The sequence below is a fragment of the Bartonella sp. AD13SXNS genome (assembly GCF_042196465.1).
Classification (GTDB): domain Bacteria; phylum Pseudomonadota; class Alphaproteobacteria; order Rhizobiales; family Rhizobiaceae; genus Bartonella.
Genome location: NZ_JBHIQI010000026.1, coordinates 1 through 8,719 on the forward strand (window position 1 = coordinate 1; position 8,719 = coordinate 8,719).

Consider the following 8,719-nt stretch of genomic DNA (forward strand, 5'->3'; position numbering starts at 1 on the left):
TGTCTTGATTAACCATAAAACAAACAGCAAATTTCACTATTTTGCTGATCTGACCCCGTGTCATGGGCTGTTGATAAACAGCCTTTAAAAAACTTTTTGAAAAAGTTTATCCGCTTTTGAATGACTTTAACTCATTTTGCACTCGATATTTGGTTTGAATCAATTTAATAAACTCCATTTTGATTACTTTGAATGGAATTAATCAATAGAATATATTGCCATGGAGTCTATTATTTATGCTTCAATCTATTAAGTCTGATAATGAACATGTCACTTTACGCTCTCTTTTAGAATATTATCGTCAACAAGCAAAATCACCCCGTGAATTGGGAACCATGTTTGAAAACCTTGTAAAAGCTTATTTGACAAACGACCCGCTTCAAAAGCAAGAATACGAAAAGGTTCAAACCTATTGTGAATGGGCGCAAGAGCATGATGAAGATGGAACGGATATTGGTATTGATCTGATCGCTACAATCCGTGATCAAGGAGGCTATGCGGCTATTCAATGTAAATGCTATGATGCTTCTCACATCATTAAAAAAGAAGATATCGATAGCTTTATAGCAGCTTCTGGCAAAAAGATCTTCACCCGTCGTATTCTGGTTGATAGCACCGAAACAGATTGGAGTGACAATGTTGAACTAACTTGTGATGGGCAAGAGGTTCGTATTCAACGCATAAACCTTTTTGATTTAGAGAACAGTCAAATCGATTGGGGGGCATATAAAGAAAAAGGTGAAGCTACCCTTAAAGAGCAACCCAAAAAAAAGCTTTTAGATCATCAAAAAGAAGCTCTTGAGAAAGTCTGTGAAGGTTTAAAAGAAGCAGACCGTGGCAAGCTGATTATGGCATGTGGAACGGGCAAGACTTTCACCAGTTTGAAGATAGCAGAAACCATAGCAGGTCAAGGCAAACGTGTTTTGTTTTTAGTGCCCTCTCTCGCTCTTATCTCTCAAACAATCCGTGAATGGACAGAAGATACAGAAGTACCCTTGCGTTCCTTTGCCGTGTGTTCGGATACACAAGTGGGAAAACGTCGTAAGAATAATAAAAATGATGCTCTTGAATTTGATAGCTCTGATCTTGCCTTACCTGCAACAACGGATGCAAAAGAACTGGCTAGTAAAGCAGGTAAGGTTTCACATGATCTCATGACCGTGGTGTTTTCTACTTATCATTCTATCCAAGTGATTTCCGATGCACAAAAAGAGTATGATTTACCCGAATTTGATCTGATCATCTGTGATGAAGCCCATAGAACCACTGGCGCTTCATTGGGAACAGAGGACAATGAATCTGATTTTATCAAGGTTCACGATAACAGCATCATTTGGGGTAAAAAACGTCTGTATATGACAGCAACGCCCAAGATCTTTACCGATGATGCCAAAAAGAATGCCGATGAGATCAATGCCGTTCTAGCATCTATGGATGATGAAGAGCTCTATGGAAAAGAGCTTTATACCTATACCTTCTCAAAAGCCGTTCAGAATGAATTGCTTGCACCTTATAAGATTATTGTTTTGGGTGTTAATGAAGAGGAAGTGAGTGAATCCATTCAACATCTGATGACCGATGAGAATTATGAACTTATCCTTGATGATAAAACCAAGATCATAGGTTGTTATCAAGCCCTTGCTAAAATAGATCTAAAGGTTGATCTGAATGATGACCCCAATCCCATGCGGCGGGCTTTGGCTTTTTGTAAAGATATCAAGACGTCTAAACGCATTCGTAACACATTTAATTCTGAAGAAATACAGGAGGAATTATTTAATCTTCATAAGGTTTATAAAGATACCCCGCCTCTTCATTGTACCTTTGATCATATTGATGGAACACAAAGTGCCAAAACGCGTCATAAAGCCCTTGATTGGCTTAAAGAAGATGCGGGGGAAAACACCTGCCGTGTGCTCACCAATGTAAGATGTCTGTCTGAAGGGGTAGATGTTCCTGCTCTTGATGCCATTATGTTTTTACACCCGCGGAAAAGTTATGTGGATGTGATACAGGCTGTGGGGCGTATCATGCGGCGTGCAAAGGGTAAAAAAAGAGGCTACATCATTTTACCCGTTGGGGTGCCGGCTGGAGTTTCTGCTGAACATGCTTTACGCTACAATAAGAGATACAAGGTAGTCTGGCAAGTGATCAATGCTTTGTTTGCTCATGATGAGAATTTTGAAATAACCCTTAACCAAATGATTTTAGGGCAAGACGTCAGTGATGTTTTAGAGATTGGCGCCTTAAAGAGCATGACAGCGGTTGAGGATAAACTCCATATCCATGAAAAATCAGAACATATGGGTCTTGAGATTGGAAAAGCCGCTCATGAACCACAAATTATTCATAGTGTAACAGGAAGATTACCTTTTTATAAAGAGTTTCCCAATGCTTTGAAAACCCTTATTGCGAAGAAATTTGCTATTGCGGATTATTGGGAAAATTGGGCGGGCAATGTTGCTGAGATTGCTCAAAACCATATCACCCATCTTCAAAACCTGCTTTCTGATGAAAACAGTGAAGCCTTTCACGCCTTTGATGCCTTCCATAAAGAACTAAAAAATAATTTAAACAGCGAAATAAAGCAAGAAGAAGCCATTGAGATGTTAGCACAACATCTTGTCACGCGTCCCGTGTTTGAAGCCTTATTTGAAGGCAACGAATTTGTGCAAAACAATGCTATTTCGCAAGCCATGGAAAAAATCTTAACAGAACTTGATAAAACGAATATCGAGGAAGAATCCAAGGAATTACAAGAGTTTTATAACAGTGTAAAACTTCGTGCTTCTGGGATTACCTCTCCTTTAGCAAGGCAAAATCTTATTATTACGCTTTATGAAAGCTTTTTTGCTAAGGCATTTAAAAAGACAACAGATAGGCTTGGGATTGTTTATACGCCCGTTGAAGTTGTTGATTTTATCATTCATTCTGTTGATGATGTGTTGCGGAATGAGTTTGGAAAAAGCTTGGGGTCACGGGGTGTTTCTATTCTAGACCCTTTCACGGGAACAGGGACCTTTATCACAAGGCTTTTACAATCCAATCTCATCAAACCAAAGGATATGGAATATAAATTCCGTCATGATATCCATGCCAATGAGATTGTCTTGCTTGCCTATTACATAGCAGCGATTAACATTGAATCGACTTATCATAGTCTTATGAAAGGTGATTACATTCCTTTCAAGCATATTGGTTTGACCGATACATTTCGGATGCTGGAAGAGAAGAATCTTCTACAGGAATTATTCAAAGAAAACAGTGAATATCTGGAACATCAAAAGAAACTGGATATTGAAGTTATCTTTGGTAACCCTCCTTATTCGGTAGGACAAAAAAGCGAAAATGATAATGCAAAGAATACACCCTATCCGATATTAAATGACCGCATTCGTGAGACTTATATAGCTCAATCGAAAGCAACTAGTACGCAAAAGTTATATGATAGTTATATTCGTGCCATTCGCTGGGCTAGTGACCGTATTGGTAATGCTGGAGTAATCGGCTTTGTTTCTGGTTCTAGTTATGTAGAAAAGCCAACAATGGATGGTTTACGAAAATCTTTAGCCAAAGAGTTTACGAGTATTTATGTGCTTAATTTACGGGGGGATATCCGTAAAAACATGTTAAGCAATGGAGCAACTCAAGAAGGAGAGAATATTTTTGGTAGTGGTAGTATGACTGGTATTGCGGTAACGCTATTTATCAAAAATCCCAATGTTTCTGGAGAGTGTAAAATTTACTATCATGATATTGGAGATAATCTTTCCACCGAAAAAAAACTTGGAATGATTCAAGACTTTGGTAGTGTTGGTGGCATTACACGGAGTAAACAAGGTTGGAAAATAATTACACCAGATAAGCATGGTGATTGGATACATCAACGTGATAAAAGTTTCAAAACATTCTTAGCTATGGGTATCAAAAAGGGGTATGATAAAAAACTCTTTGAAACTTATTCTCTTGGTGTTTCAACCAATCGTGATGCTTGGGCGTATAACTCAAGCCGTGAAATTTTAGCAAAGAATATGGGTAATATGATTACCTTTTATAACAGCGAAGTGAAATGTTTTAATGAGATCTATCCACATGCTGACCGTAACACACGTAAAAAGGCTGTAGATAATTTCGTAAATTCAGATAGTAAAAAAATTAGTTGGAGCAGTACTCTTAAAGGAGAATTATTAAGAGGCAAATTTTCAGAATTTGAAGCTACATGCCTTACTCAAAGCCTTTATCGCCCTTTTACAAAACAATGGCTTTATTACAATAGCGTCTTTAATGAAGCAGTCTATCAAATGCCGCGTATATTCCCGATAGGACAAGCGGTTGAAAATAGAGTGATACAAATTACAGGCGTAGGAGCAAGAAGTGGATTTTCTGTTTTGATGAGTAAGGATTTACCTAACCTTCACGCAATAGATACAGGTCAATGCTTTCCAAGATACTTTTATGAAGATATTACCTCCTTAAAATCTAAAGATAATAACCAGTCACATTTATTTACGAATTCTATAGACAAAAGCAACAATGCTGATTTACAACAGTGTGATGGCATTACAGATGCGGGATTAGCACATTTTAAAGCGGCTTATCCTAATGAAAAAATCACTAAAGATGATTTATTCTATTACGTTTACGGTCTACTTCATTCGGAAGATTATCGTGCCCGTTATGCTGATAACCTCTCTAAAGAACTGCCTCGTATCCCTTGTGTAAAGAGTGCTGATGATTTTTGGAAGTTTGTGACAGCAGGGCGTGAACTCGGTCATTTGCACGTGAATTATGAAACTGTAGAGCCGTATCCAGTAACCTTTAAAAAGGGTAATCCAAAATTAACAAAGATCTCTAATCCCGAAAAATTCTATTATGTAACTGAAATGAAATTCGCAAAAGCAACTAAAGAGAAAGGAAAATCCGAAAAGGATAAATCAACGGTTATTTACAATAGCAATATCACAATAACAGATATCCCTCTTGAAGCTTATGAATATATTGTCAATGGTAAACCCGCTCTTGAATGGGTTATGGGGCGTCAATGTGTAAAAACTGATAAAAAGAGCGGCATTGTTAATGATGCCAATCGCTATGCTGTTGAAACCATTGGCAACCCTGCCTACCCTCTAGAGTTATTTCAAAGGGTTATTACTGTAAGTTTAGAAACAATGAAAATCGTGAAAAAACTACCAAATTTGGTATTAAAAGAAACTGAATAACTTATAAAGCACGCTCACATAATGGGTATGCCAAACTCACAAAGGGTATAGAGCTTATAACCATAATCTATACCTCTCTTGTTAAGTTGCTTACATAAAATCTTCTTTACTATGACGGATAACAAAATAAAGTTAAGAGAAAAAGTTGATTTGAGGCTACAATGTAGCTACATTATAATAAAAACTATGAATGGAGGTACCAATCATGAAAACCGATTCTGTTGTTCGTGCTCGCATTCCTGCTGAAATGAAAAAACAAGCGATGATTACTTTAGAACGTATGGGATTAAGTGCATCAGATCTTATCCGCATAACATTTTTGCGTGTCGCTGAAGAAGGTTGTTTGCCTTTTGAACTTAAAGTACCTAATAGTATCACACGTAAAGCTATAAAGGAATTAGATGAAGGTAAAGGTAAGACATTTAAAAACGCTGATGCCCTTTTTAAGGATTTAGGCATTTAATATGCTTATACCTATTCGCTCAAGACAATTTAAACGTGACGTGCGCAAGGCGGAAAAACGCGGTAAAAATATGAATAAGCTGCGTACACTATTGAGTCTTCTAATTGAAGAAAAGCCATTACCAAGACATTACTGTGATCATCTACTAAAAGGCGATTGGGTAGGATGTCATGATAGTCATATTGAACCAGATTGGCTGCTTATTTATAGAATAGAAGGAGATAAATTACATCTTATTCGTACAGGAACTCATTCTGACCTTTTCAAAGACTAATTATATGAAAAGTTAAAAATACTCTAACTTTTCTCTACATAATTAGATTTTTTTTACATTTAAAAGATTATATCGTAATCTAAAATGATAACTTTATCCTTTTCAAAAGTTTTGTTTAAAGAGGGTTATATGTATTCATTTTGCTTATAGGTTTTGAAAGTTCCTAAAACTCTCAAAACCCCTTCAAAACCCTCTTAAATGTATACTATAGATTATATTTACATGTTATATTTAACATAGGTTGTTTCTTTAAAACATTAACATATTGAAATATAATAACTTTTATTTCTAATTAAAAAAATAAAATAATTAATAATAAAAGGAACTCTCAAAACCTTCAAAACCCTCGAAACTCATAACATAATGATCTTGATAACATCTCTTATGAGTTACAAGCTATCTTTTGAAAAGCTTTAAAGGATCACATGCTTTTTATAAAGCACGTTGTAATCATTCTATAAATCATAAGGTTATCATTCAAAAGAACTGATTAAAATTCATAAAAGGGATTTTGATAACGTAATCAGTTTTTAATTTCATACGCTTTTCATAAGATACGTTTTAATGACTCACTAAAATGATCACTTTTGTCAGTTCAATTTACTGACGCATAACTGACAAGTTTTAATCAATTCACATCATTGGTTATCTTTAAAGACTGTACTCTTGATATGAGTTATATCTTAAAAACATTAACTTATTGAAATATAATGTTTTTAATTTTTCTCATTAAAAGAAATAATAGAGAGTCTAAAAGGAACTGACAACACTGACACGGTCTATTAAAAGGGATTTTTCTGATCTCTATAATTATCAGTTTCTCTTTAGATGTTTTCATAACAGTCTATAAATCGCAATTACCCTATTTATCATTTTTCTTATGACAATGAAAAATGATGCCATGGCTATAGCATATAACAGCTATAGAAAATGCGTAAAAACAGTAGCTTTGTTTGAATAAAGCAAAAATGCAAATGAATGCATTGGTTATAAGAACGCGGTGCCTATTAAGATAGTTCAAATGATAAATGCGTTATAAACAAATTCACAAAAATTTTTAAATTCATTTAGTAAGAAAGATAATAGGTTATAAAGATAAAAATACGCATGATGAGAGCGTTTCTAAATATTATAAATGTATAGATTCAAAACATAACGCAATCGTTTTATAAAGCCCATAATATAGCTTTAAATACACATAAATATAAAAGAAACAATTCATAAGCATAAGATATTATCAATACACAACGTATCTAAAAAAATACGAAAAAATATCAAAAAAGATAAAATATTATTTGACAATAAATACGTATTTTGTTATATAAATAATCAAGTGATTGAAAAACACTTTGTGATAAGCGGATAGGCTACGAAACAGCCTTTCCAAAGTCTTTAAAAAACTGGCTATCTTTTATGCTGTGATTAGCATATATGATGATTTTGTCGGGTGTGCTTACATCATACAATACCCTTATGGGAAAAGTGTAAGCAACGGACTTATCACCGTGTTTTTCAACACCCGATGCTTTTATAAGCTGTCAATTGAAAAGCAATTTTATGATAAGGTTTTAAATATGACAAATATATCAAACAACACCCCCGTTCTCTCTAACATTGCAAATGAAACTGCATCTGTTAATAAACAAGAGCCTGCAAAAAAATATGAATTTACTAATGAAAACCGCGTTGTTAACGGTGTGACTTTACACCGCATTAAAGCTTTAAGAGATTTTGATGATGTTAAAGCTGGTCAATTGGGCGGCTTTATTAAAGATGAGAGTGATCTGTCTCATAAAGGCAATTGCTGGGTTTATGATGATGCTATGGTTATCAAAGCAAGCGTTTCCGAAAATGCAAAAATACGCAATAATGCTTGTGTTGTGAATTATGCTAAGGTTTATGGGAATGCCGTGATTAGTGATAAGGCATGGGTTTTGAGTAATAAAGCACATGTTTATGACAATGCGGTCATTAATGGCAATGCAAAAATTGGGGGCTACGTTTATGGCAATGCCGTTGTGAGTGATAACGCCGTTATTACAGAGGGGGCTCTTATTTACGATAATGCCCGTGTATATGAAAATGCTCATGTGAGTGGGCTTGTGTTTAATGATGCCCATGTCTACGGTAAATCACGCCTTGCTGCGTGGTCAAAAGCTTATGGCAATGCTCATGTTTTTGATAAAGCTATAGTTTATGATGGGAGCAATATTTATGACAATGCCAAGGTTTCTGGCTCGGCGCGTGTTGGTCCCTTTGCAAAAATTCATGATAATGCTCATGTGAGTGGAAAAGCACAAATTTGCCAATTTACGACAATCTATGGTAATGCGGTGCTTAAAGAAAATAAGAAATTTTCTGAAGATGTCTGTGGTTTTGATCAGGCTATAAATAACGCTGCGTAAATAACGCGCGGGCAGTGCGGGGGCGCCCCCTTTAAAAATCTCATTCTAAAATTTAATCTTCTATAAAGGAATAGTGTTATGCAAAAAAAGTTTGCACTGACAAATGAGACACGTGTATTTAATAATCAAACTCTTTATCGCATTCGTGCTTTAAGGGATTTCGATGATGACAAAGCTGGCGACCTCGGTGGTTTTATTGAAAGTGAAAACAATCTCTCTCATGATGGCAATTGCTGGGTCTATGATAACGCTACCGTTTTTTGGGACGCTGTCGTTTCTGACAATGCAAAAATATTAGGCTCTGCTCGTATTGATTGGGCTGCTCATGTTTACGATAATGCCGTCGTTTCTGACAATG

At 35.6% G+C, this 8,719-nt stretch carries 4 protein-coding genes and 1 pseudogene; all 5 read left to right on the forward strand.

All coding sequences use genetic code 11. From position 1 onward, the window contains the following. Nucleotides 1-236 precede the first annotated feature (236 nt). Nucleotides 237-5,219 (forward strand): DEAD/DEAH box helicase, encoded by a 4,983-nt coding sequence (locus ACFIMQ_RS08740; RefSeq protein ID WP_375703854.1) that lies wholly within the window; start codon nt 237-239, stop codon nt 5,217-5,219. Between the two features lie 205 nt (nt 5,220-5,424). Beyond that, nucleotides 5,425-5,682 (forward strand): type II toxin-antitoxin system RelB/DinJ family antitoxin, encoded by a 258-nt coding sequence (locus tag ACFIMQ_RS08745; RefSeq protein ID WP_375703855.1) that lies wholly within the window; start codon nt 5,425-5,427, stop codon nt 5,680-5,682. A gap of 1 nt (nt 5,683) precedes the next feature. After that, nucleotides 5,684-5,956: a type II toxin-antitoxin system YafQ family toxin gene (locus ACFIMQ_RS08750; protein ID WP_375703856.1), complete on the forward strand. Its 273-nt coding sequence runs from the start codon at nt 5,684-5,686 to the stop codon at nt 5,954-5,956. Between the two features lie 1,574 nt (nt 5,957-7,530). Beyond that, nucleotides 7,531-8,361 carry a hypothetical protein gene (locus ACFIMQ_RS08755; RefSeq protein ID WP_375703857.1) on the forward strand — a complete coding sequence of 277 codons (831 nt, stop codon included), beginning with the start codon at nt 7,531-7,533 and terminating at the stop codon, nt 8,359-8,361. A 78-nt stretch (nt 8,362-8,439) separates the two neighbouring features. Continuing rightward, a pseudogene (locus tag ACFIMQ_RS08760) lies at nt 8,440-8,719 on the forward strand (hypothetical protein); the annotation flags it as partial.

Excerpts from the sequence above, each read along its gene's own strand:
- ACFIMQ_RS08740 (WP_375703854.1), top strand. The coding sequence starts at position 237 with ATGCTTCAATCTATTAAGTCTGATAATGAACATGTCACTTTACGCTCT.
- ACFIMQ_RS08745 (WP_375703855.1), top strand. The coding sequence starts at position 5,425 with ATGAAAACCGATTCTGTTGTTCGTGCTCGCATTCCTGCTGAAATGAAA.
- ACFIMQ_RS08750 (WP_375703856.1), top strand. The coding sequence starts at position 5,684 with ATGCTTATACCTATTCGCTCAAGACAATTTAAACGTGACGTGCGCAAG.
- ACFIMQ_RS08755 (WP_375703857.1), top strand. The coding sequence starts at position 7,531 with ATGACAAATATATCAAACAACACCCCCGTTCTCTCTAACATTGCAAAT.